This window comes from Pseudomonas sp. NPDC047961 (assembly GCF_050272435.1).
Taxonomy (GTDB): Bacteria; Pseudomonadota; Gammaproteobacteria; order Pseudomonadales; family Pseudomonadaceae; genus Stutzerimonas.
On sequence record NZ_JBNNMD010000004.1, the window covers coordinates 63,153 to 86,068 of the forward strand.

The 22,916-nt window shown below is 57.8% G+C and carries 19 protein-coding genes; 13 read left to right on the forward strand and 6 right to left on the reverse strand.

What is annotated here, in order from left to right:
* Positions 1-113 precede the first annotated feature (113 nt).
* Positions 114-731 carry a bifunctional phosphoserine phosphatase/homoserine phosphotransferase ThrH gene (gene thrH, locus ACQKIK_RS14680; RefSeq protein ID WP_499136474.1) on the forward strand — a complete coding sequence of 206 codons (618 nt, stop codon included), beginning with the start codon at positions 114-116 and terminating at the stop codon, positions 729-731.
* Positions 732-773: 42 nt separating this feature from the next.
* Here thrH and pabB read toward each other — a convergent pair whose 3' ends face one another.
* Genes pabB through rloA form a run of 4 tightly spaced genes read right to left on the reverse strand, consistent with a single transcriptional unit; the run spans position 774 to position 5,225 of the window.
* A complete protein-coding gene (gene pabB / locus ACQKIK_RS14685; protein ID WP_499136475.1) occupies positions 774-2,123 on the reverse strand; it encodes an aminodeoxychorismate synthase component I in 1,350 nt (449 codons plus the stop codon).
* Between the two features lie 47 nt (positions 2,124-2,170).
* Positions 2,171-3,154 carry an alpha-L-glutamate ligase-like protein gene (locus tag ACQKIK_RS14690; protein WP_046163606.1) on the reverse strand — a complete coding sequence of 328 codons (984 nt, stop codon included), beginning with the start codon at positions 3,152-3,154 and terminating at the stop codon, positions 2,171-2,173.
* Between the two features lie 3 nt (positions 3,155-3,157).
* Complete coding sequence (gene rloB, locus ACQKIK_RS14695) at positions 3,158-4,684, reverse strand: osmotic stress tolerance membrane protein RloB (protein ID WP_045426443.1); 1,527 nt, start codon at positions 4,682-4,684, stop codon at positions 3,158-3,160.
* Positions 4,685-4,688: 4 nt separating this feature from the next.
* Complete coding sequence (gene rloA / locus ACQKIK_RS14700; RefSeq protein WP_499136477.1) at positions 4,689-5,225, reverse strand: retropepsin-like aspartic peptidase RloA; 537 nt, start codon at positions 5,223-5,225, stop codon at positions 4,689-4,691.
* Positions 5,226-5,491: 266 nt separating this feature from the next.
* Between rloA and ACQKIK_RS14705 the strand changes: the two genes are divergently transcribed.
* The 5 genes from ACQKIK_RS14705 (at position 5,492) to prpF (ending at position 12,280) form a co-directional block, all read left to right on the forward strand.
* The gene (locus tag ACQKIK_RS14705; RefSeq protein WP_045426446.1) at positions 5,492-6,214 is read left to right on the forward strand and encodes a GntR family transcriptional regulator; all 723 of its coding nucleotides are present in this window, start codon (positions 5,492-5,494) and stop codon (positions 6,212-6,214) included.
* Complete coding sequence (gene prpB / locus ACQKIK_RS14710; RefSeq protein WP_045426448.1) at positions 6,211-7,098, forward strand: methylisocitrate lyase; 888 nt, start codon at positions 6,211-6,213, stop codon at positions 7,096-7,098. The genes ACQKIK_RS14705 and prpB overlap by 4 nt, the downstream gene beginning before the upstream one ends.
* Positions 7,099-7,174: 76 nt before the next feature.
* Positions 7,175-8,302: a bifunctional 2-methylcitrate synthase/citrate synthase gene (gene prpC, locus ACQKIK_RS14715; RefSeq protein ID WP_499136479.1), complete on the forward strand. Its 1,128-nt coding sequence runs from the start codon at positions 7,175-7,177 to the stop codon at positions 8,300-8,302.
* Between the two features lie 71 nt (positions 8,303-8,373).
* Positions 8,374-10,983 (forward strand): Fe/S-dependent 2-methylisocitrate dehydratase AcnD, encoded by a 2,610-nt coding sequence (gene acnD, locus ACQKIK_RS14720; RefSeq protein ID WP_499136480.1) that lies wholly within the window; start codon positions 8,374-8,376, stop codon positions 10,981-10,983.
* A gap of 109 nt (positions 10,984-11,092) precedes the next feature.
* Positions 11,093-12,280, forward strand: a complete 1,188-nt coding sequence (gene prpF, locus ACQKIK_RS14725; RefSeq protein WP_499136481.1) for a 2-methylaconitate cis-trans isomerase PrpF — start codon at positions 11,093-11,095, stop codon at positions 12,278-12,280.
* Positions 12,281-12,392: 112 nt separating this feature from the next.
* Here the strand turns inward: prpF and ppsR are convergent, their stop codons facing one another.
* A complete protein-coding gene (ppsR, locus tag ACQKIK_RS14730) occupies positions 12,393-13,211 on the reverse strand; it encodes a posphoenolpyruvate synthetase regulatory kinase/phosphorylase PpsR (RefSeq protein WP_045426458.1) in 819 nt (272 codons plus the stop codon).
* 156 nt (positions 13,212-13,367) lie between these two features.
* Here ppsR and ppsA point away from each other — a divergent pair, with 156 nt between their 5' ends.
* From ppsA to ACQKIK_RS14765, 7 genes are all read left to right on the forward strand, one after another.
* Complete coding sequence (ppsA, locus tag ACQKIK_RS14735; RefSeq protein WP_045426461.1) at positions 13,368-15,740, forward strand: phosphoenolpyruvate synthase; 2,373 nt, start codon at positions 13,368-13,370, stop codon at positions 15,738-15,740.
* Between the two features lie 216 nt (positions 15,741-15,956).
* Complete coding sequence (rraA, locus tag ACQKIK_RS14740; protein WP_128121186.1) at positions 15,957-16,445, forward strand: ribonuclease E activity regulator RraA; 489 nt, start codon at positions 15,957-15,959, stop codon at positions 16,443-16,445.
* A gap of 68 nt (positions 16,446-16,513) precedes the next feature.
* Positions 16,514-17,506 carry a divalent cation transporter CmaX gene (gene cmaX / locus ACQKIK_RS14745; protein WP_045426465.1) on the forward strand — a complete coding sequence of 331 codons (993 nt, stop codon included), beginning with the start codon at positions 16,514-16,516 and terminating at the stop codon, positions 17,504-17,506.
* Between the two features lie 53 nt (positions 17,507-17,559).
* Complete coding sequence (locus ACQKIK_RS14750) at positions 17,560-17,805, forward strand: CrfX protein (RefSeq protein WP_127839514.1); 246 nt, start codon at positions 17,560-17,562, stop codon at positions 17,803-17,805.
* 2 nt (positions 17,806-17,807) lie between these two features.
* On the forward strand, positions 17,808-18,632 hold the full coding sequence (locus tag ACQKIK_RS14755; protein ID WP_046163613.1) for a mechanosensitive ion channel family protein: 825 nt from the start codon (positions 17,808-17,810) through the stop codon (positions 18,630-18,632).
* A gap of 106 nt (positions 18,633-18,738) precedes the next feature.
* A complete protein-coding gene (gene sigX, locus ACQKIK_RS14760; protein ID WP_045426473.1) occupies positions 18,739-19,305 on the forward strand; it encodes an RNA polymerase sigma factor SigX in 567 nt (188 codons plus the stop codon).
* A 99-nt stretch (positions 19,306-19,404) separates the two neighbouring features.
* Entirely contained in the window at positions 19,405-20,397 is a 993-nt protein-coding gene (locus ACQKIK_RS14765; RefSeq protein WP_046163614.1) for an OmpA family protein, read from the forward strand.
* 567 nt (positions 20,398-20,964) lie between these two features.
* Here the strand turns inward: ACQKIK_RS14765 and ACQKIK_RS14770 are convergent.
* Positions 20,965-22,560: an isocitrate lyase gene (locus tag ACQKIK_RS14770; RefSeq protein WP_046163615.1), complete on the reverse strand. Its 1,596-nt coding sequence runs from the start codon at positions 22,558-22,560 to the stop codon at positions 20,965-20,967.
* Positions 22,561-22,916: the final 356 nt, after the last annotated feature.

The window sequence follows — 22,916 nt, forward strand, 5'->3', positions numbered from 1 at the left end:
AAATAACGTTTCAGGTCTACATACCGCTATTTGTGGAATAAGCGACGCGTTGCTTCGCTGGGTCCATGCCGTTAGAGTGCCGCTTCAATTTTTCTGCTGTAAGGAGCGCGCCCGTGGAAATAGCCTGTCTCGACCTGGAAGGTGTTTTGGTTCCGGAAATCTGGATTGCCTTCGCCGAGGCCACCGGAATCGAATCGCTGCGGGCGACCACGCGCGACATTCCTGATTACGACGTGCTGATGAAACAGCGACTGAGGATTCTGGACGAGCACAATCTGAAGCTCTCAGACATTCAGAAAGTCATCGCCACGTTGAAGCCGCTCGATGGTGCCGTCGATTTCGTGGACTGGCTGCGAGAGCGTTTCCAGGTGGTAATTCTGTCCGATACCTTTTACGAGTTCTCGCAGCCACTGATGCGTCAGCTGGGTTTCCCTACGCTGCTCTGTCATCGTCTGATCACCGACGACTCGGATCGCGTCGTGGACTATCAGCTGCGCCAGAAAGATCCCAAGCGACAGTCTGTGGTCGCGCTGAAGAGCCTCTACTACCGCATCATCGCAGCAGGCGACTCGTACAACGACACCACCATGCTCTCCGAGGCGCATGCCGGCATCCTCTTCCATGCGCCGGACAACGTCATCCGAGAGTTCCCTCAGTTTCCCGCGGTGCATACCTTCGATGCGCTCAAGCAAGAATTCATCAAGGCATCTAGCCGCAAGCTGACGCTGTAAAAAAAATGGCTCCACGGCAGCATGCCCAGCCGCCGTGGAGCCTTATGCTTCTAGCGTTGTCTCCAGCGTTCCCAGCAACACGCTCACCTTATCCAGGGTTTCCTGATACTCAGCCTGCCAGGCTGAATCTGCCACGATGCCCCCGCCGCCCCAGCAGTAGACGTCTTCTTTTCGGAACAGCAGGGTGCGGATCGCAATAGAGCTATCCATTTCGCCACGCACATCCAGGTAAAGTAGCGAGCCACAGTAAATGGCGCGGCGAGTCGGCTCTAGCTCTCCAATGATCTCCATCGCGCGGATCTTCGGTGCGCCTGTAATCGATCCGCCGGGAAAGGCGCCGGTGAGCAGATCGAGCGCATCCTTGCCCGTTGCAAGTCGCCCGCTGACGCTGCTAACCAAGTGATGCACATTGGGGTAGGTTTCCAGGGAAAACAGCTCCGGCACGCGGATACTTCCGATTTCGCAGCTGCGGCCCAGGTCGTTGCGAAGCAGGTCGACAATCATCAGATTCTCTGCCCGGTCCTTTGTGCTGGCCATCAGCGCGTCGGCTTGTGCCTGATCGCTTCGAGGATCGAGCTTTCTAGGGCGAGTGCCCTTGATCGGGCGGGTCTCGACTGTCCTGTCGCTCACGCGCAGGAAGCGCTCAGGTGACACGCTCACAATGGCTCCTTCTTCGGTCGCCATAAAGCCAGCGAAGGGGGTCGGGCATGCGTCGCGTAGGAGGCGGAACGCCCGCCATGGGTCGCCACTATAGGTGGCTTGAAAGCGTTGGGCGAAGTTCACCTGATAGCAGTCACCTGCTTGGATGTAATGCTGGATACGCTCGATCGCGTCTTGATACTTGCTGGGTTTCAGGTCGGCTGTGAAGGCAGACGACAGGCTGAACGTTACTGGTGGAGATTGCCAATCCGTTTCGAACAGCGTGGTCAGGCGATCGCGTTCCGTCTGATCCATTGATGGGTGAAAGACCAGGTGCGTGGATTGACGTTGATGATCGTTCACCACTGCCCAGGCATAGATGCCGAACCGAGCATCGGGAAGAGCCAGGTCGTCGGCAGCATCATTTGAAAACTTTTCCAATCGTGAGCCGAAGTCATAGCTGAGATAGCCCAGCAGGCCGCCTATAAAGGGAACATCGGCGTTCGGCGGCGCTTCGGCATCACCTAATGAGCGGAGCGCCTCACGCAGCCTCGAAAAAAATGCGATGCCCGTTTCTGACGCGCTAGGTTCGAGAACCTGTATTGGCCATGCGCTGAGCAAGTCGAATCGGCCACGTTCGGCAACCGGCCGGCCGGAGTCAAGCAGCACTGCGCCGGGCGCATGGCGGATGCGCTCGAACCAGAAAGCTGGATCGGGGCGATAGGGAAGGGCATGGAGCGAGCAGAGGGGCATGATCTGTTTCGTTCGGAGGAAGCCCGGCCAGTGAGCCGGGCTCAGGCTCAGTCGTGAGCCGGGATGTGGCCAAACAGCTCCTGAGCGAATCGCACTCGCTCTTCGGGGGTTTCCTGCACCCCATCCTTCTTGAGCTCCTCGACCCGCTTTTCCACGGCGTGGGCGCGGTGGGTCAGGCCACAGTCGTTAGCGATCTGAATGTTGAGGCCGGGGCGAGCGTTGAGCTCGAGAATCAGCGGCCCCTTATCCTCGTCCAACACCATGTCGACACCGATATAGCCAAGGCCGCAAAGCTCGTAGCAGCCGGCTGCAAGTTTCATGAAGCCGTCCCAGTTCGGCAGTTGTACGCCGTCCACGGCGTTGGTGGTGTCCGGATGTTTAGTGATTTTATTGTTCAGCCAGGTGCCGCGTAGCGTAATCCCTGTTGCCAGGTCTACTCCAACGCCGATGGCGCCCTGGTGCAGGTTGGCCTTGCCGCCAGACTGTCGGGTCGGCAGGCGCAGCATGGCCATTACCGGGTAGCCCAACAGGACAATGATGCGGATGTCCGGAACCCCTTCGTAGCTGATGCTCTTGAAGATTGGGTCGGGCGTGACGCGGTATTCGATCAGGGCGCGGTCACGGTGCCCACCGAGCGAATACAGCCCGGTGAGGATATTGGAAATCTGATGCTCGATCTCGTCGTGAGTAAGGATCTTTCCTGACACCGTCCGGTAACGACCCTCGAAACGATCGGCTATGACGAGAATGCCGTCACCGCCCGCACCCTGCGCAGGCTTGACCACAAAGTCGGTATGGTCCTTGACGATATCCTTGAGCTTCTCGATATCGCGCTCGGTTTCGATGATCCCGTACATTTCCGGGACATCGATACCAGCCTCGATTGCGCGCTCCTTGGTGATGATCTTGTCATCGACGATCGGGTACAGGTTGCGCTTGTTGTACTTGAGCACGTAGTCCGCATTGCGGCGGTTGATGCCCATGATGCCTTTGGCTTCGAGGGCCTTCCACGTCTTGATTAGACCGAACATGGCTCAATCCTTCAAAAAGGCTTTGAAACGAAACAGTTCGGTCAGGCGGTAGCCGCGATAACGACCCATCGCAAGCATGAAGCCGACCATGATCAGCAGGACCGCCGGGAAAGTGAAGATGAAGTAGGTCAGTTCCGGAATGTTCATCAGAACGAACGCCAGCGCAGCTGCGATGAGTGTACCGACCGCAACCTTGAATGCATGGCCGCCGCCGCGTTCTTCCCAGGTGATGGAGAGGCGTTCGATGGTCATGGTCAGGATGACCATCGGGAACAGTGAAACGGACAACCCGCGCTCAAGTCCGAGCTTGTGGCTAAACAGGCTGATCACCGCGATCAGCACCACGACGAACGTGAGCACAACGGACAGGCGCGGCAGCATTTGAAGTTTCAAATGCTCCAAATACGAGCGCAGCGACAGGCCCATGGCTGTAATGATGGTGAACAGGATGATGCCGAAACCGATCTGGGTTTCACGGAAGGCCAGCGCAATCAGCACTGGCGTAAAGGTACCCAGTGTTTGCAAACCGCCGAGGTTGCGCAGAATCAGAATGACCAGAACACCGATCGGAATCATGATCATGATCTGGTAGGTCTGCTGAGTTTGCAGTGGCAGGCCGTAAAGCGAATATTCGAGGAAGTCGGCGTCGGTATTTTCGTCAGTCAGTTTTGCCAGGCGGATGGCATTCATTTCGCTGCTGTTGAGCGTAAAGGTAACTTGCGGGTTGCGCCCACCTTCGAGGTTCAGCAGTGGCTCGTTACCGGTCCACCAGACCAGACGGTCATCAGGCAAACCTTGCTCGCCGGTTTCCGGATTGAAATACAGCCATTTGTCGCCGTTGAAGCTCCGCAGCCAGAGTTCGGGGGACTGAGCCATGTCGGCCTGCAGTCGAACCGTATGAACGCGCTCCATTGGGACGTGCGCTATGGACAGCAGCAGCTCGATCACCCGTGCCTTGTTCGGCGTGGAAGCGTCACCGCCAAGCAGCAGCTTGACGTTGTCATCGTTGGCATTGTTGACACGCTTTATGGCTTCGCTGATGAAGGTCTCAACGTCGGCCGAATGCTGGCGTATCGGCGAAAGCAATGCTTCTGCGGCGATCTTTTCAGCGCCTTCAACCGGAATGCTGTCGCGGAAAATCGGGCCGGTAGCCTTGGTCTGTTCACCGCTGTAGCGCCTGGTCAGGACCAGTCGGTAGTAAAGCGTCTGCTTGCCATTGACGCGCCGCGCTGACCAGGTAACCCGGCGGTTGCCGTCGGCGCGGTTGATGCTCACACCATAGTTGTTGGAAATGAAACTCTCGTTGAGGCTGACGAATTCCTGGTTAAGCGGAGGCACGTACATCTGCAGCTTCACCGGCTCGCGCGGGTTGGCCTGAAATTCAACCTTGGCGTCTATGTTCCAAAGGTCATCGGTTTCATCTTCAGTAACCGGGATGCCCAAGATGAATATCTGGTAGGCAGTGATTGCGATGCCCAGCGTGACGAGCAAAAGAATCAATATTTTCAGGTGCAGTGTAAGGGCGCGCATGGGGTTACTCGTCAGCTTCGGATTCGATAATGCAGCCGGGCTTGCCAGCAGCGTACTTAAGGCTAGGGTCGACCAGGGCACCGAAGCGAGCAAGCGCTTCAGAACCGATTAGAAGTGGGTATTGGAATGCGCTTCGGTCCGTGAGGTTCACTTCAATGCTTCGCTTAGCCTTGCCCATACAGAGATTGAGTTCAACAACCGGGCGAGGTGTATAGGTTTTTTCTTCCTCTGGATCGAAGTCGCCAGCGCGACGTTTGATCTTGCTGATGCGCTGCAAGGGGAGTTCGATTGGCCGGTTATGGGCCTCATCAATAGCCAGGTAGAAGCGTACCCAGTTTTTTCCGTTGCGCTTGAAGCGCTCGATGTCGCGGGCGCTGAGCGAGGCAGTCTGTGCGCCTGTATCTAGTTTGGCTGGCACCTCAAGACCGAAATCGGGCAACGCCACGTGCTCATTCAGGCCGTAGATCGTTTTTTCATCGGCCTGTGCCCAAAACGGAGCGCTTACGAGACAGAGCAATAGAAGGCGGGTTTTGGTGCTCATAAATCCAGGTAGTCGAGTCGAGGAAGTGGCCGGGACAACAGCCATAGTGAAGCACGTCGAGGCGAGCGCCGGGCGTGGCATATACAGCGGCGCATTCTAGCATGGGCGGCTGATCGCGAGGCTAGGCTCAAGCCGTGCTGCGGCGTTAGGCGTGCCGTGGTTAGCTCTTGTAGGTGAATAGATTGTCGACAATCTACTTTTGTATTATTGACCTGCCGCGTTTTCAGGGGCTAACGTATGGCTATTAAGGTTGAGGTGTCGACAATATGCTGGATACGCTGGAAGTCCCTCGCTCCGATCAGGTGGACAGCGGTACGCTCTCCGAGCACGTTTTCCGACGGATTCAGGCAGCCATCGTAAAAGGCGATATCGCACCGGGCAGCAAAATATCGGAACCTGAGCTCGCTCGTACCTATGGCATCAGTCGCGGCCCGCTGCGTGAAGCAATACATCGTCTCGAGGGGCAGAAGCTGCTAGTCCGTGTGCCGCACGTTGGCGCCAGGGTGGTATCGCTCAACCATGCCGAGCTGATCGAGCTATACGAGATCCGCGAGTCCTTGGAAGGCATGGCTTGCCGACTCGCCGCCGAGCGCATGAGTGAGGCGGAAATCGATGAGCTGCGGCGCGTTCTGGATACCCATGAGCGAGACGAGGCATTCCAGGCGGGCGTCGGCTATTACCAGCAGGAAGGCGACTTCGACTTCCACTATCGGATCATTCAGGGCAGCGGCAATCGCACGCTGACTCAGATGTTGTGTGGGGAGCTGTATCAGTTGGTGCGTATGTACCGCATCCAGTTCTCCGCAACGCCCAACCGCCCGCGTCAGGCATTTGCCGAGCACCACCGGATTCTCGACGCCATCGCCGACCGCGACGGCGAGCTGGCCGAGCTGCTGATGCGGCGCCACATCTGCGCTTCCAAGCGCAATATCGAGCGGCATTATTTGGCTGCTCAGCAACAGACATCACAACCAAGAGGTGAGGCATGACACTTCCTACCCCAGGTCAGCGTTTCCGTGACGCGGTGGCCAGCGAGCATCCCCTGCAGGTGGTCGGCGCTATCAACGCCAACCACGCTCTGCTGGCCCAGCGTGCTGGCTTCAAGGCGATCTACTTATCGGGTGGCGGCGTGGCGGCCGGCTCGCTCGGCCTGCCTGACCTCGGCATAACCGGGCTTGATGACGTACTGACGGATGTGCGCCGTATCACCGATGTCTGCGACTTGCCGCTGTTGGTTGATGTCGATACTGGCTTCGGTTCCTCGGCCTTCAACGTGGCACGTACGGTCAAGTCGATGATCAAGTTCGGCGCTGCGGCTATCCATATCGAAGACCAGGTGGGCGCCAAGCGCTGTGGTCACCGCCCCAACAAGGAAATCGTTTCGCAGCAGGAGATGGTTGATCGGATCAAGGCGGCTGTGGACGCGCGGACCGACGACAGCTTCGTGATCATGGCGCGTACCGATGCGCTGGCCGTAGAAGGGCTGGAATCGGCGCTTGATCGTGCGCAAGCCTGTATCGAGGCGGGCGCTGACATGGTCTTTCCCGAAGCCATCACCGAACTGGCGATGTACAAAACGTTCGCAGATCGGGTGAAAGCTCCGATCCTGGCCAATATCACTGAGTTCGGTGCAACGCCTCTGTACACCACCGAGGAACTCGCGAGTGTCGATGTCTCGCTGGTGCTGTACCCGCTTTCCGCGTTCCGCGCGATGAACAAGGCGGCCGAGAACGTCTATACGGCATTGCGCCGTGACGGTACGCAGAAAAACGTAATCGACACCATGCAGACCCGCATGGAGCTTTACGATCGCATCAATTACCACGCGTTCGAGCAGCACCTCGATTCGTTGTTCGCCCAGAAGAAAAGCTAACGCGGGGGGCAGTCGCCCCGTCCGGCTTGATGAGCAGTTTGCAGTATCCAGAACAAATCCAATTAAGGAGAAGGCAATGGCTGAAGCAAAAGTATTGAGTGGCGCCGGCCTGCGTGGCCAGGTTGCCGGGCAGACCGCTCTTTGCACGGTTGGCAAGACCGGTGCAGGACTGACCTACCGTGGTTACGACGTGCGTGATCTGGCCGCACAGGCCGAGTTCGAGGAAGTCGCTTATCTGCTGTTCTACGGTGAGCTGCCGACCGCACAGCAGCTGAGTGAATACAAGGCGCGACTCAAGACGATGCGGGATCTGCCTGCCGCCCTGAAGGAAGTGCTGGAGCGAATCCCTGCCGACGCTCACCCGATGGACGTGATGCGGACCGGCGCTTCCATGCTCGGCACGCTAGAGCCCGAGCACTCCTTCGAGCAGCAGCGGGATGTGGCCGAACGTTTGATGGCGGCTTTCCCGGCGATCATGTGCTACTGGTACCGCTTCACTCACGAACAGGCGCGGATCGAATGCAGCAGCGATGAGGACACCCTGGGTGGGCATTTCCTGGCCTTGTTACATGGCAAGAAGCCGAGCGAGTTGCACGTCAAGGTGATGAACGTGTCGCTGATCCTGTACGCCGAGCACGAGTTCAACGCTTCGACCTTCACTGCGCGCGTCTGTGCTTCGACTCTGTCGGATATGTATTCCTGCGTCACCGGCGCGATCGGTTCGCTGCGCGGTCCGCTGCATGGCGGTGCTAACGAAGCGGCCATGGATATGATCCAGCAGTGGAAATCCCCGGAAGAAGCGGTTCAGGGCATCCTCGGCATGCTCGAGCGCAAAGACAAGATTATGGGTTTCGGTCACGCGATCTATAAGGAGTCCGATCCACGCAACGAAGTCATCAAGGTGTGGGCGAAGAAGCTCGCTGACGAAGTCGGCGACACCGTGCTCTATCCGGTGTCGGTCGCTGTCGACGAAACCATGTGGGCGCAGAAGAAACTGTTCCCCAACGCCGATTTCTACCACGCCTCTGCCTATCACTTCATGGGTATCCCAACCAAGTTGTTCACGCCGATCTTCGTTTGCTCGCGTGTCACTGGCTGGGCGTCCCATGTAATCGAACAGCGGGCCAACAACCGCATCATTCGGCCGAGTGCCGATTATGTCGGCCCAGAACAGCGCAAGGTCGTCCCGCTCGCTGAGCGTTGATCGTCAGGGGGGCTCCGACGGTCGGCGCTCCCTCGCCTTGCCCTACGAATTTATTGGATGGTCCTTCCGGCATGAATACAGAACACCGCAAACCTTTGCCAGGCACTGGGCTTGACTACTTCGACACCCGCGAGGCTATCGAGGCCATTCAGCCGGGTGCCTACGGCAAGCTGCCCTACACCTCCCGCGTCCTGGCCGAACAGCTGGTGCGTCGCTGTGAGCCCGAAGCGCTGACCGACTCGCTGAAGCAGATCATTGAACGCAAGCGCGACCTCGACTTTCCATGGTATCCGGCGCGCGTCGTCTGCCATGACATCCTCGGCCAGACCGCGCTGGTCGATCTCGCCGGCTTGCGTGACGCGATCGCGGAGCAGGGCGGCGACCCGGCGAAGGTCAACCCGGTTGTTCCGACTCAGCTAATCGTCGACCACTCCCTGGCGGTCGAATTTGCAGGCTTCGATCCGGATGCGTTCGAGAAGAACCGTGCCGTTGAGGAGCGCCGCAACGAGGACCGCTTCCACTTCATCGAGTGGACCAAGACCGCGTTCAAGAACGTCGACGTGATCCCGGCCGGCAACGGCATCATGCACCAGATCAACCTGGAGAAGATGTCGCCGGTGATTCAGGCGCGCGGTGGCGTGGCCTTCCCGGATACCTGCGTCGGCACCGACTCGCATACGCCGCACGTCGATGCGCTGGGTGTGATCGCCATTGGCGTCGGCGGTCTGGAAGCCGAAACCGTGATGCTCGGCCTGCCGTCGATGATGCGCCTGCCCGACATCGTCGGCGTTCAGCTCACTGGCAAGCGCCAGCCGGGTATCACCGCCACCGACATCGTACTGGCGATCACCGAGTTCCTGCGTAAGGAGCGCGTGGTCGGGGCCTGGGTAGAATTCTTCGGTGAAGGCGCTGACAGCTTGACGATTGGCGACCGCGCGACGATCTCCAATATGTGTCCGGAATATGGCGCAACGGCTTCGATGTTCTACATCGACCAACAGACTATCGATTACCTCAAACTGACTGGCCGCGAGCCGGAGCAGGTCGCGCTGGTCGAGCAGTACGCCAAGGAAACCGGCTTGTGGGCGACGGCGCTGGAAGGGGCCGAGTACGAGCGCGTATTGGAGTTTGACCTGTCCAGTGTAGTGCGCAACATGGCTGGCCCGTCCAACCCGCACAAGCGTCTGCCGACCTCGGCGCTGCACGAGCGCGGCATTGCTGACGAAGATATGCTGGCTGCGGCGCGGGCCGAAGAGGCTGAAGGGTTGCTGCCGGACGGGGCAGTGATCATCGCGGCCATCACCAGCTGCACCAACACTTCCAACCCGCGCAACGTGGTCGCGGCCGGCCTGCTGGCGAAGAAGGCCAACGAGTTGGGTCTGGTGCGCAAATCCTGGGTCAAGACTTCATTCGCTCCAGGTTCCAAGGTCGCCAAGCTGTACCTGGAAGACGCCGGCCTTCTGACTGAACTGGAAAAGCTCGGTTTCGGCATCGTCGCCTACGCCTGTACGACCTGTAATGGCATGTCCGGTGCGCTGGATCCAAAGATCCATAAGGAAATCATCGACCGTGATCTGTACGCCACGGCCGTACTTTCAGGCAACCGTAACTTCGATGGTCGCATCCACCCGTACGCCAAGCAGGCGTTCCTGGCGTCGCCACCCTTGGTAGTCGCCTATGCCATCGCAGGCACTGTGCGCTTCGACATTGAACAGGACGTGCTTGGCACCGATCAGCATGGCAATCCGGTCACGCTCAAGGACCTCTGGCCATCTGACGAGGAAATCGACGCCATTGTTGCTGCGTCGGTGAAGCCCGAGCAGTTCCGTCAAATCTACATCCCGATGTTCGACCTCGGCACCATCGAGGAAGCTGAAAGCCCGCTCTACGACTGGCGGCCGACATCTACTTACATCCGCCGTCCCCCGTATTGGGAAGGTGCGCTGGCTGGTGAACGCACGCTGAAAAGCATGCGTCCGCTGGCGATCCTGCCGGATAACATCACTACTGATCACCTGTCGCCATCGAATGCCATCCTGCTGGACTCAGCAGCCGGTGAGTATCTGGCGAAGATGGGCCTGCCGGAGGAGGACTTCAACTCCTACGCCACCCACCGCGGCGACCACCTGACTGCACAGCGGGCAACGTTCGCCAACCCGCAGCTGGTCAACGAGATGGCTGTGGTCGACGGCAAGGTGCAGAAGGGCTCGCTCGCCCGCGTCGAGCCCGAAGGTAAGGTGATGCGCATGTGGGAAGCCATCGAAACCTACATGAACCGCAAGCAAAACCTGATCATCGTCGCTGGTGCCGACTACGGTCAGGGCAGTTCGCGTGACTGGGCGGCCAAGGGCGTGCGACTAGCCGGTGTCGAGGTGATCGTGGCCGAAGGCTTCGAGCGTATTCATCGCACCAACCTGGTCGGCATGGGCGTATTGCCGGTCGAGTTCAAGCCGGGTACTACCCGCTTGACCCTTGGCCTCGATGGCACCGAAACATACGACATCGAAGGCGAACTGTCGCCGCGCTGCGACCTGACTCTGGTCATTCACCACAACAATGGTGAAGAAACTCGCGTGCCGGTCATCTGCCGCCTCGACACCGCGGCCGAGGTGGGCGTCTACCAGGCGGGTGGCGTGCTGCAGCGTTTCGCTCAGGACTTCCTCGCGTCAACCACTGCGTGAACCCGTCGGGTGGATGGCCTGCTTCCACCCACCCACCGTGCCGGTCCCGGTGGGCCGGCCGAGCCTGATCCACCCGACCGTCCATTCATTTTCCAGCCAGGACTCACCCATGGCGCAACAATCCCAGATCAAGATTCCCGCAACCTACATGCGTGGCGGCACCAGCAAAGGCGTGTTCTTCCGCCTGCAAGATTTGCCGGAAAGCTGCCAAGTACCTGGCGCTGCGCGCGACAGGCTGTTCATGCGTGTTATCGGCAGCCCCGATCCTTACTCGGCGCATATCGACGGCATGGGCGGTGCGACCTCCAGTACCAGCAAATGCGTCATCCTGTCGAAGAGCAGCCGGCCTGATCACGACGTCGAGTACCTCTATGGTCAGGTGTCGATCGATAAGCCCTTCGTCGACTGGAGCGGCAACTGCGGCAACCTTTCAACCGGCGCCGGTGCGTTCGCGCTGCATGCCGGCCTGGTGGACGTCGAGCGTATTCCGCAGAACGGCACCTGCGTGGTGCGGATCTGGCAGGCCAACATTGGCAAGACCATCATCGCCCACGTGCCGGTCATCAACGGCCAGGTGCAGGAGACCGGCGATTTCGAACTGGACGGCGTGACCTTCCCGGCTGCCGAGATCGTGCTGGAATTCCTCGATCCGTCCGACGACGGCGAGGAGGGCGGTTCGATGTTCCCAACCGGCAACCTGGTCGATGATCTTGAGGTTCCCGGCATCGGTACGCTCAAGGCGACCATGATCAGTGCGGGTATCCCAACGGTTTTCGTCGATGCCCAGGATATCGGTTACCAGGGCACCGAACTGCGGGAAGACATCAATGGCACTCTCGAGGCGTTGGCGCGGTTCGAAGCGATTCGAGTTGCTGGTGCGTTGCGTATGGGGTTGATCAGGACGGCGGAAGAGGCCTTGACCCGTCAGCACACGCCAAAGGTTGCGTTTGTCTCGGGGCCGAAAACCTATCGAGCGTCATCCGGCAAGATCATCGAAGCAGGCGATGTTGATCTGCTGGTGCGCGCATTGTCCATGGGCAAGTTGCACCACGCCATGATGGGGACCTGTGCGGTTGCTATCGGTGCGGCTGCGGCGGTGCCCGGTACTCTCGTTAACCTGGCTGCCGGTGGCGGCGAGCTGACGGCAGTGCGCTTTGGACATCCTTCCGGCACGCTTCGCGTCGGCGCCGAGGCGGAACAGGCTGAAGGAAAATGGTCAGTAACCAAGGCGATCATGAGTCGGAGCGCCAGGGTTCTTATGGAGGGCTGGGTGCGCGTTCCTGGCGACGCGTTCTAAGTCGTTGCCGACATAATGACGCAACTCGGCGTTGGCAAAACTCAAATTTGTTGAGCACGAAAAACAAAAAGTCCGCACTAAGCGGGCTTTTTGTTGTCTAGCAGAACGGCGCTTATTTGAGTCGACGCTCTACGCCTTTTTCCACGAGGATTTTGGCGGATATCTCTTCTACGGAGAAATGCGTGGAGTTGATGTAGTTGATGTTTTCGCGGCGGAAGAGGTTCTCTACCTCGCGAACTTCAAACTCGCATTGGGCGTAGCTGGCATATCGGCTGTTGGGTTTGCGCTCGTTGCGAATGGCGGTCAAGCGGTCCGGGTCGATGGTCAGGCCGAACAGTTTGTCGCGGTGAGTCTTGAGCGCGCTCGGAAGTTGCAGTCGCTCCATGTCGTCTTCGGTCAGCGGGTAGTTGGCGGCCCGGATGCCGTACTGCATCGCCATGTACAAGCAGGTGGGCGTTTTGCCGCACCTGGAGACGCCGACCAAAATCAGATCCGCCTTGTCGTAGTAGTGCGTGCGGGCACCGTCATCGTTGTCCAGGGCGAAGTTGACGGCGTCAATTCGCTCCATGTAGTTGGCGTTATGGCTGATCGAATGGGATTTGCCGACAGAATAGGAAGAACGTGACATCAGTTCATGTTCCAGCGGGGCAAGGAAGGAAGAAAAGATGTCGATCATGAAGCCATTGGACTCAGCCAGGATGTCGCGGATTTCCTGGTTTACCAGCGTATCGAATATGATCGGCCGCGCGCCGTCGCTTTCCGCCGCTTTATTGATTTGCTGTACCATTGCTCGCGCTTTTTCAGCCGTATCGATATATGGCCGTGTGAGCTTGGTAAACGTGATGGTTTCGAACTGTGCCAACAGGCTTTGGCCGAGCGTTTCGGCTGTAATCCCGGTACCGTCGGATATGAAAAATGCAGTTCGTTTCATTGCGCATGGGACCTTAAGTCAAGAACGGTTCTCAGCTATAGTAGGCCCCTTCGCCGAGCCTCGATTGGCTGGCATTGTTACTTATTTTGCAGGGCCAGGCCACCGTGCCGCGGATGGGCACGAACCGAGTTTCCAACACAACGTGGAGAGATCACCTTGGTAGAGTACGTAGTTTCCCTCGATAAGCTCGGCAATCATGATGTTGAGCGTGTAGGGGGCAAGAACGCCTCCCTCGGCGAGATGATCAGCAACCTTGCAGGTGCGGGAGTTTCGGTACCTGGTGGTTTCGCCACTACCGCCCAGGCCTACCGTGACTTCATGGAGCTCAGCGGTCTCAACGAGCAAATCCACGCGCTTCTCGATGCGCTGGACGTGGACGACGTCAATGCCCTTGCCAAAGCCGGCGCACAGATTCGCGGCTGGGTCATGGAAGCCGAATTCCCTCCCAAGCTCGATGCCGACATTCGTGCCGCATTCGCTGAGATGGCCGGTGGCAACGACCACATGGCGGTCGCGGTTCGTTCTTCGGCGACGGCTGAAGACCTGCCGGACGCCTCATTCGCGGGCCAGCAGGAAACCTTCCTGAATATACGCGGCGTGGATAACGTGATTCGTGCCGCCAAGGAAGTCTTCGCATCCCTCTTCAACGACCGTGCGATTGCCTACCGCGTCCACCAGGGCTTCGACCACAAGCTGGTTGCGCTGTCCGCAGGTGTTCAGCGCATGGTGCGGTCCGAGACCGGCACGGCTGGCGTGATGTTTACCCTGGACACCGAATCAGGCTTTCGTGACGTCGTGTTTATCACGGGTGCCTATGGCCTCGGCGAAACTGTCGTACAGGGTGCCGTCAACCCAGACGAGTTCTACGTACACAAACACACCCTCGAAGCGGGCCGTCCTGCCATTTTGCGTCGCAATCTGGGCAGCAAGGCGATCAAGATGGTGTATGGCGAAGAGGCCAGCGCCGGCAAGTCGGTCAAAACCGTCGAGGTTGATCAGGCTGAGCGTATGCGCTTCTGCCTGACCGATGAGGAAGTGACCAATCTCGCCCATCAGGCGATGACCATCGAGAAGCACTATGGCCGTCCGATGGACATTGAGTGGGCCAAAGACGGCGATGACAATCAGCTGTACATCGTCCAGGCTCGCCCGGAAACGGTCAAGAGCCGCAGCAGCGGGAACGTCATGGAGCGCTACCTGCTGAAGGAGAAAGGAAAAGTACTGGTCGAAGGCCGTGCTATTGGTCAGCGCATCGGCGCCGGTCCGGTCAAGATCATTCACGACGTCTCCGAGATGGACAAGGTTCAGCCGGGCGACGTGCTGGTTTCCGACATGACCGATCCAGATTGGGAACCTGTGATGAAGCGCGCCAGCGCCATCGTAACTAACCGTGGTGGTCGTACCTGTCACGCAGCCATCATTGCTCGCGAGCTGGGTATTCCCGCCGTTGTTGGTTGCGGTAATGCCACCGAGTTGCTGCAGGATGGCCAGCGCGTCACGGTCACCTGTGCCGAGGGCGATACCGGTCTGATTTTCGAGGGCGAACTGGGCTTCGATATCCGCCAGAACTCTATCGATGCGATGCCAGAACTGCCGTTCAAGATCATGATGAACGTCGGTAACCCGGACCGCGCTTTCGATTTTGCCCAGCTACCCAACGAAGGCGTCGGTCTGGCGCGTCTCGAATTCATCATCAACCGTATGATTGGTGTTCACCCCAAGGCGCTACTCAATTTCGATGGCCTGCCGGCCGACGTGAAGAGCAGTGTCGAAAAACGTATTGCCGGCTACGGCGACCCGGTCGACTTCTACGTCGAGAAGTTGGTTGAAGGTGTCAGTACACTGGCTGCGGCATTCTGGCCGAAAAAGGTCATCGTGCGGCTGTCTGACTTCAAGTCCAACGAATACGCCAACCTGATCGGAGGCAAGCTCTACGAGCCGGAAGAAGAGAACCCGATGCTCGGCTTCCGCGGCGCATCGCGTTACATCAGCGAATCCTTCCGCGACTGCTTCGAGCTCGAGTGCCGTGCCATGCGCAAGGTTCGCGACGTGATGGGGCTGACCAATGTCGAGCTGATGGTGCCGTTCGTGCGCACCCTGGGCGAAGCCTCGCAGGTTATCGATATTCTCGGTCAGTTCGGACTCAAGCGTGGCGAGAACGGCCTGCGCATCATCATGATGTGCGAGCTGCCTTCCAACGCCTTGTTGGCCGATGAGTTTCTCGAGTTCTTTGATGGCTTCTCCATTGGCTCGAACGACATGACCCAGCTAACGCTTGGTCTGGATCGTGACTCCGGCATCATTGCCCACCTGTTCGATGAGCGTAACCCTGCAGTCAAGAAGCTGCTGGCGAATGCGATCGAAGCCTGTAACAAAGCGGGCAAGTACATTGGCATTTGTGGTCAGGGGCCTTCCGATCACCCGGACCTGGCCAAGTGGCTGATGGAGCAGGGTATTGAGAGCGTATCGCTGAACCCCGACTCGGTGCTCGATACCTGGTTCTTCCTGGCTGACGCCGAGATCAAATAAGCACAGCACGGCAAAAAGGGCGGTTTCCGCCCTTTTTTGCGTTGAGCAAAAGCGGGGCTATCTGCCAATGCCATTATCTCTGTCGCGACGCATGCCGCTTCCGCTAATGCTGCTATAGCCATTGAGGCTGGAAACCAGTGCGGGTAGGCAAATTGCTTATCTTTGAAGCATGTTGGCGACCGAGCCTGACGCGTTTCATGTTTGAGGAGATTTACCATGCAATACATCACGCCTGATCTATGCGATGCCTACCCTGAGTTGGTCCAGGTGGTGGAGCCGATGTTCAGCAATTTTGGTGGTCGCGACTCCTTCGGTGGTCAGATCGTCACGATCAAATGCTTCGAAGACAATTCATTGGTCAAGGAGCAGGTAGATGTAAACGGCGCAGGCAAGGTGCTGGTGGTAGACGGTGGCGGCTCGCTGCGTCGTGCATTGCTCGGGGACATGCTTGCTGAGAAAGCAGCGCGCAATGGATGGGAGGGGCTGGTGATCTATGGTTGCATCCGTGATGTCGACGTGATTGCGCAAACGGAATTGGGCGTCCAGGCGCTGGCCACCCATCCCATGAAAACCGACAAGCGCGGAATAGGCGACCTCAATGTACCGGTGACCTTTTGTGGAGTGACTTTCCGCCCTGGTGAATACGTTTATGCCGACAACAACGGCATTATCGTTTCGCCCGAAGAGCTGAAGATGCCCGACTAGCCGGTAGCGGTTGGTTGATCAAGCCCGGTTATGCCGGGCTTTTTTACGATTCTTAGGAGGCGGGACCGTTGCCTGACGAAATAGGTCGTACAGGGCTTCTACATGCCCTTGTGTTAGACGGGCAAGGTGGTGCACGCAGAATTGCCTATTCAGACATTTCCTCTTTGGAGTTAGCCGCGCATGAAAGCTTGTGGCTTCATTGGGATCGCAGTCAGGCTCAGGCCCAGGCTTGGTTGCGCGACCGGAGCGGCCTGAGCGCGTTCGCATGCGACGTGTTACTGGAAGAAAATACTCGTCCACGTTTGCTTGCGCTGCCTGGCGACGAGTTGCTGCTATTTCTGCGAGGCGTCAACCTGAATCCCGACGCGGAGCCCGAGGACATGGTTTCGCTACGGGTATTCGCAGATGCGCGCAGGGTTATTTCGTTGCGCCTGCGGCCGTTGCGCTCGACCGAAGTGGTGCTCCAGCAGCTTGATGCTGGTGTCGGCCCGAAAACGGCATCCGAAGTATTGCTTGCCCTGGCAGACGCGCTGACCGAGCGGGTTGATGAGCTCGTTGCCGTTCTGACAGAAAAGCTGGATGGAGAAGAAGACCGAGTCGAGACGGATGAACGATATACACCACCTCAAGACAAGTTGCTGTCGTTGCGGCGCCAGGCGGCTGGTCTGCGCCGTTTTCTGTTACCGCAGCGCGAGATATACGCGCAGCTCACGCGCAATCGTCTGCCGTGGTTTGTTGATGACGATACAGATTACTGGAACGAGCTGAGCAACCGGTTGATTCGCTACCTGGAGGAGTTGGAGCTGGTCCGTGAGCGAGTCAATCTAGTGCTAGAAGCAGAAGAAAGGCGAATGCGCGAGCGGATGAACAGAACCATGTACCTGCTCGGCATCATTACCGGCTTTTTTCTGCCGATGAGCTTTCTCACGGGCTTGCTTGGGATAAACGTGGGCGGCATCCCAGGGTCCGAACATCCTTACGGATTTGCAGTGGCTTGTGTGCTCATTGGTGCGGTGGCCTGTTTCCAATGGTGGATCTTCCGCCGATTGAAATGGGTGTGATGTGACTACTGATATGGCTGTGCCGTCAGAGTCTCACTGTTGCAGAGGTAAACATGCACGATCCCTTTGAAGAATCCCTGCGGGACATGCTTAACACGCAGTCGGAGCGTCATGACGACACCCGCTTGGATCGTGTACTGAAAACGGCCAACCGACAGGTGGGCGCTGGCGACCTGTTTGGCCTGATGGGGCATTGGCTACAGGCTGTGCTGATCGCGTTTAGCGCCGGCGCACCGCACACATCGGCTGTGACTCGACGCCATTCCGGTTCCCGTACTACTTTCAATAAGGTCGACTGATCATGGAACTCGATCCCTGGAGCCAGAGCTTGCTGGGTGCTATGAGCGCCCTTTGGCAACCTATCGCTGCCTTCATTCCTCGTTTGTTCGGGGCGCTCTTGCTAGTGGCTGTTGGTTTTGTCGTCGCCAAGTTACTGGACACTCTGTTGTCGAAGGTCCTGGCAAAACTGGGTCTGGACCGGTTGGTTGCCGGTACCGGTGCAACCAAGTTGCTTGGGCGTGCCGGTATTCGCATGCCGATCTCGGCCTTGATTGGCAAGATCGTCTATTGGTTCGTATTGCTGATCTTTTTGGTGTCTGCTGCGGAATCTCTGGGGCTCGCTCGCGTTTCGGCGACGCTCGATATGCTCGCGCTATACGTCCCCAAGGTGTTCGGGGCGGGGCTGATCTTGTTGGTTGGGATACTCTTGGCGCAGCTGGTCAACGGTTTGGTGCGAGGCGCTGCTGAAAGCGTAGGCCTTGAATATTCCGCCGGGCTTGGACGAATCGCGCAGGGGTTAGTGATCATCATCATTATCTCCGTCGCAATCGGCCAGCTGGAGGTTAAGACCGAGCTGCTTAATTACGTCATCGCAATTGCACTGATCTCTGTCGGGCTGGCGGTTGCGTTGGCTTTCGGTCTCGGTAGCCGAGAGTTGGTGAGTCAGATTCTCGCCGGCATTTACGTTCGTGAACTTTACGAGGTTGGCCAAAGGGTGCGCATCGAGGGGCTGGAGGGTTCGATCGAAGAGATTGGAACCGCAAAGACCTTGCTGCTTACCGATGAAGGTGAGCTGATCTCGGTTGCAAATAGAGTGCTGCTAGAGCAGCGCGTAGGCAGCCGTTAGGCCCGGTATTCTGTTAAAGTGCGCAGCCTCTTCTGCGGGATACCGCGAACGGCGGCCACGATTATTGCCGGTTCGAAGCGCCTTGACTAAAACCCATCCGCCGACCATGAGCTACGACCCCCGCCAGCTCTCCGATGAGGAGCTGGTGCAGCGCGCCCATGCGGAGCTGTTTCATGTAACGAGGGCCTATGAAGAGCTTATGCGCCGTTATCAGCGTACACTCTTCAACGTATGCGCGCGTTATTTAGGAAACGACCGAGACGCTGATGACGTTTGTCAGGAAGTCATGCTCAAGGTTTTATATGGTTTAAAGAACTTTGAAGGTAAATCGAAGTTCAAGACATGGCTATATAGCATTACATACAACGAGTGTATTACTCAGTACCGGAAAGAGCGCCGCAAGCGCCGCTTACTTGATGCTTTGAGCCTTGATCCGGTGGAAGAGGCGTCTGAGGAAAAGGCGCCGAACGTTGAAGAAAGGCCGGAGCTAGACAAGTGGCTGGTCCATGTGAACCAGATCGATCGGGAGATTCTCGTTCTGCGCTTTGTGGCAGAACTGGAGTTCCAAGAAATTGCCGACATCATGCACATGGGACTAAGCGCAACAAAGATGCGTTACAAGCGGGCGCTAGATAAATTACGCGAAAAATTTTCGGGAATCGCTGAAACTTAACGGCATTAAGCTGTCCTATTGTTAGCGAACAGCTTGGGCTTGCAGTTAGCCGGTTTCCTTAGATTGTTCTGATACTCACCACCAGATGGGGATTTACGGATGAAGCTTAAAAACACCTTAGGCGTTGTAATTGGTTCTTTGGTTGCCGCCACTTCTATTAGCGCGCTGGCCCAGGGCCAAGGTGCCGTAGAGGTGGAAGCATTCGGTAAGCATTACTTCACCGATAGCTCGCGCGATGTTCAGCGTGACGGCGAACTGTACGGAGCTGGCGCTAGCTACTTCCTGACTGATGACGTTTCGCTTGGTCTGTCGTACGGCGAATACCACGACTTGACGTCCCGGGACCCGGTCGGCGCAGGCGGGCACAAAGATATCAAGGGTAGCCTGACTTCTCTGGACGCCACTTACCACTTCGGCCAGCCGGGCGTTGGTTTGCGTCCTTACGTATCCGCAGGTGCCGCTCACCAAAGCATTGGTCAAGCTGCCCGTGGCGGTCGTGATCACAGCACCTTCGCCAACGTCGGTACTGGCGTGAAGTATTACTTCACCGAAAACTTCTTCGCCAAGGCGAGTGTTGACGGCATGTACAACATCGATGCGGACGAAGCTGAGTGGATGGCTGGCGTAGGTGTCGGTCTGAACTTCGGTGGTGGTGCTCAGCAGCAGGTAGCACAGGTCGAGCCGACCCCTGCGCCAGCACCGGCGCCAATGGTCGACAACGAGCCAGAGCCAGAGCCGGAACTCGTTCGCGTCGAGCTGGACGTCAAGTTTGATTTTGACAAGGCCCGCGTTCGCGAAGAGAGCTACAACGACATCAAGAACCTGGCTGATTTCATGCAGCAGTACCCTCAGACCAACACCACCGTTGAAGGTCACACCGACTCGGTGGGCACCGATCAATATAACCAGCGTCTGTCCGAGCGTCGTGCTCAGGCTGTTCGCGAGGTGCTGGTCAACCAGTACGGCGTTGAAAGCCAGCGTGTCGATTCGGTCGGTTACGGTGAAGCCCGCCCGGTTGCTGACAACAGCACCGAGGAAGGCCGTCAGATCAACCGTCGTGTAGAAGCTGAAGTCGAAGCACAGGTTCGTTAATTCGTATCTTGTTTCGCTAGCTGGTAGGTGCCCTGCTTAGTCTTGGGCTCCTTCTAAGCTTTTCAAAAAATCCGATGCCAGATTCCGGCATCGGATTTTTTTTGCTTTAGTTTCGTCCGTTGTAGACCTGAAGGTCTACCTATCGGTGGGCTGTGCATGCGAGATCAGATATACCTTTCATCTGGCTGATACCGCGTTCACGTTAGCTCTCCAGCTTGTTGGCATACAGCGCTGTCGTGCGCAACATCACAGCTCCCCATAACACTAGTAAGCAGGGGCGGCGAGCATGCCTACTGAGATGGTCTAAAGATCTCCACGCTGTCGTGCAAGTTGTGAGCGCCGCGATGAATGCAGAACGCCTGTGATCGGCTTGTCAGCAGGGCAGTGCTCTGTCCGGGGGGTAGCGCAAGGAGGGTGCGAGGGGAAGGGGCGAGATCGGGGTTACTGGGGCTCGTTTCGTGTCGTACACAAACAAAAAAGCTGCTCCATATAGGGGCAGCTTTTATGCAGATGCCAAGACATCTGTTACACCACTGACCCAGGCGGCGCCTGGGCCATATTCAGTTCTTAGTGGAACTGGTTCATGGTGTTGTCTTTACCGCTTGCCTTCAGAGCCGCTTCGCCAGCGAAGTACTCCTTGTGGTTGTCGCCGATGTCGGAGCCAGCCATGTTCTGATGCTTGACGCAGGCGATACCCTGACGCAGCTCTTCACGCTGTACACCTTTGACATAGGCCAGCATGCCCTGATCAGCGAAGTACCCTTTTGCCAGGTTGTCGGTCGACAGTGCGGCAGTGTGGTAAGTCGGCAGGGTAATCAGGTGGTGGAAGATACCGGCATGAGCGGACCCATCCTTCTGGAAGGTACGGATCTTCTCGTCGGCAACTTGAGCCAGTTCGGTTTCGTCGTACTCGACGCTCATCAGCTTGGCGCGATCGTAGGCGGAAACATCTTTGCCTTCGGCAGCGAATGCATCGAACACCTGCTGGCGGAAGTTGAGGGTCCAGTTGAAGGACGGGCTGTTGTTGTAGACCAGCTTGGCGTTCGGGATCTCTTTGCGGATCTCGTCAACCATGGCAGCGATCTGACCAACATGAGGCTTCTCAGTCTCGATCCACAGCAGGTCCGCGCCGTTCTGCAGCGAAGTGATGCAGTCGAGTACGCAGCGTGCTTCGCCGGTGCCTTTGCGGAACTGGAACAGGTTGCTCGGCAGGCGCTTAGGACGCAGCAGTTTGCCTTCACGCTTGATCACAACGTCGCCGTTGCCGAGGTCGGCTTCGGTGATCTCTTCGCAGTCAAGGAAGGAGTTGTACAGGTCACCCAGGTCGCCCGGCTCTTTGGTCACTGCGATCTGCTTGGTCAGACCGGCGCCCAGGGAGTCGGTACGCGCAACGATGACGCCGTTGTCGATGCCCAGCTCGAGGAATGCATAGCGGACGGCAGCAATCTTGGCCAGGAAGTCGGCATGAGGAACGGTTACTTTGCCGTCCTGGTGTCCGCACTGCTTCTCATCGGAAACCTGGTTCTCGATCTGGATGCAGCATGCGCCGGCTTCGATCATGCGCTTGGCCAGCAGGTAGGTGGCTTCCGGGTTACCGAAACCAGCGTCAATGTCGGCAATGATCGGGACGATGTGGGTTTCGTAGTTGTCGATCTGCGACTGGATCTCGGCGGCCTTGGCAGTGTCGCCGGCTTCGCGAGCGGCGTCCAAAGCAGTGAACAGCAGGTCCAGCTCGCGGCTGTCGGCCTGGCGCAGGAAGGTGTACAGCTCTTCGATCAGGTCGGAGACTGCGGTCTTCTCGTGCATCGACTGGTCCGGCAGCGGGCCGAACTCGGAGCGCAGTGCGGCAACCATCCAGCCCGACAGGTAGAGGTAACGCTTATTGGTGGTTTTCAGGTGCTTCTTGATGGAGATCAGTTTCTGCTGACCGATGAAGCCATGCCAGCAGCCTAGCGACTGGGTGTAGGCGGACGTATCGGCGTCGTACTCAGCCATGTCCTTGCGCATGATGTCGGCAGTGTACTGCGCGATTTCCAGACCGGTCTTGAAACGGTTCTGTGTACGCATACGTGCTACGGATTCGGGGTTAATCGCGCTCCAGCTGCTTCCAGCTGCTTCTTTCAGAGCGGCAACGGCCTTGATGTCGTTTTGATAAGCGGACATGGTCAATCCTTCAAAGAAATTCGTGTTTGGTTGAGCACCGACTTTTCCCACTGAAACCTACGTGCTTGCGCTGATGAAGCGGGCAACACGTGGCAGAGCGTCGAAATATCGACCGAGACGAGGATTGAACCAAGAGGAGGAGGGTATGCAGTTACGACCGCAAGAGGATTCGGTTAGCTGTGGAATGATCGTGGCATTCCAACACACAGCGACGCGGGGCCGTTGAGTGGATCAGCGAACTTATGTCTCGAGCTGATGCGTTAATCGCTTCCCCGTCCCTCAGGACGACTCGTTCCAGTCGCAACCTCGTCAGTCCGCCTTGTGGGCAGTACAGTCACGGAACGCCTCTGCTGGTT

Excerpts from the sequence above, each read along its gene's own strand:
- pabB (WP_499136475.1), bottom strand. The coding sequence starts at position 2,123 with ATGCCCCTCTGCTCGCTCCATGCCCTTCCCTATCGCCCCGATCCAGCT.
- ACQKIK_RS14690 (WP_046163606.1), bottom strand. The coding sequence starts at position 3,154 with ATGTTCGGTCTAATCAAGACGTGGAAGGCCCTCGAAGCCAAAGGCATC.
- rloB (WP_045426443.1), bottom strand. The coding sequence starts at position 4,684 with ATGCGCGCCCTTACACTGCACCTGAAAATATTGATTCTTTTGCTCGTC.
- rloA (WP_499136477.1), bottom strand. The coding sequence starts at position 5,225 with ATGAGCACCAAAACCCGCCTTCTATTGCTCTGTCTCGTAAGCGCTCCG.
- ACQKIK_RS14705 (WP_045426446.1), top strand. The coding sequence starts at position 5,492 with ATGCTGGATACGCTGGAAGTCCCTCGCTCCGATCAGGTGGACAGCGGT.
- prpB (WP_045426448.1), top strand. The coding sequence starts at position 6,211 with ATGACACTTCCTACCCCAGGTCAGCGTTTCCGTGACGCGGTGGCCAGC.
- prpC (WP_499136479.1), top strand. The coding sequence starts at position 7,175 with ATGGCTGAAGCAAAAGTATTGAGTGGCGCCGGCCTGCGTGGCCAGGTT.
- acnD (WP_499136480.1), top strand. The coding sequence starts at position 8,374 with ATGAATACAGAACACCGCAAACCTTTGCCAGGCACTGGGCTTGACTAC.
- prpF (WP_499136481.1), top strand. The coding sequence starts at position 11,093 with ATGGCGCAACAATCCCAGATCAAGATTCCCGCAACCTACATGCGTGGC.
- ppsR (WP_045426458.1), bottom strand. The coding sequence starts at position 13,211 with ATGAAACGAACTGCATTTTTCATATCCGACGGTACCGGGATTACAGCC.
- rraA (WP_128121186.1), top strand. The coding sequence starts at position 15,957 with ATGCAATACATCACGCCTGATCTATGCGATGCCTACCCTGAGTTGGTC.
- ACQKIK_RS14750 (WP_127839514.1), top strand. The coding sequence starts at position 17,560 with ATGCACGATCCCTTTGAAGAATCCCTGCGGGACATGCTTAACACGCAG.
- ACQKIK_RS14755 (WP_046163613.1), top strand. The coding sequence starts at position 17,808 with ATGGAACTCGATCCCTGGAGCCAGAGCTTGCTGGGTGCTATGAGCGCC.
- sigX (WP_045426473.1), top strand. The coding sequence starts at position 18,739 with ATGAGCTACGACCCCCGCCAGCTCTCCGATGAGGAGCTGGTGCAGCGC.
- ACQKIK_RS14765 (WP_046163614.1), top strand. The coding sequence starts at position 19,405 with ATGAAGCTTAAAAACACCTTAGGCGTTGTAATTGGTTCTTTGGTTGCC.
- ACQKIK_RS14770 (WP_046163615.1), bottom strand. The coding sequence starts at position 22,560 with ATGTCCGCTTATCAAAACGACATCAAGGCCGTTGCCGCTCTGAAAGAA.